A 424-nucleotide genomic window follows, 5' to 3' on the forward strand; every position below is an offset into this window, starting at 1 on the left:
TGCAAATGCAGCGCTGAAAGAGGAGCCCGCGGCGCATTAGCTAGTTGGTGAGGTAACGGCTCACCAAGGCGACGATGCGTAGCCGACCTGAGAGGGTGACCGGCCACACTGGGACTGAGACACGGCCCAGACTCCTACGGGAGGCAGCAGTAGGGAATCTTCCGCAATGGGCGAAAGCCTGACGGAGCAACGCCGCGTGAGCGAAGAAGGCCTTCGGGTTGTAAAGCTCTGTTGCTCGGGGAGAGCGATAAGGAGAGTGGAAAGCTCCTTAGGAGACGGTACCGAGTGAGGAAGCCCCGGCAAACTACGTGCCAGCAGCCGCGGTAATACGTAGGGGGCAAGCGTTGTCCGGAATCACTGGGCGTAAAGCGTGCGTAGGCGGTTGTGTAAGTCTGGAGTGAAAGTCCATGGCTCAACCATGGGA

General features: G+C 59.4%; 1 rRNA gene. It reads left to right on the forward strand.

Annotated elements, in window-relative coordinates:
• Positions 1-424, forward strand: a 16S ribosomal RNA gene (locus QMF38_RS08865); the annotation flags it as partial.

The organism is Alicyclobacillus hesperidum subsp. aegles, from assembly GCF_027923525.1.
GTDB classification, from domain to species: Bacteria; Bacillota; Bacilli; order Alicyclobacillales; family Alicyclobacillaceae; genus Alicyclobacillus; species Alicyclobacillus aegles.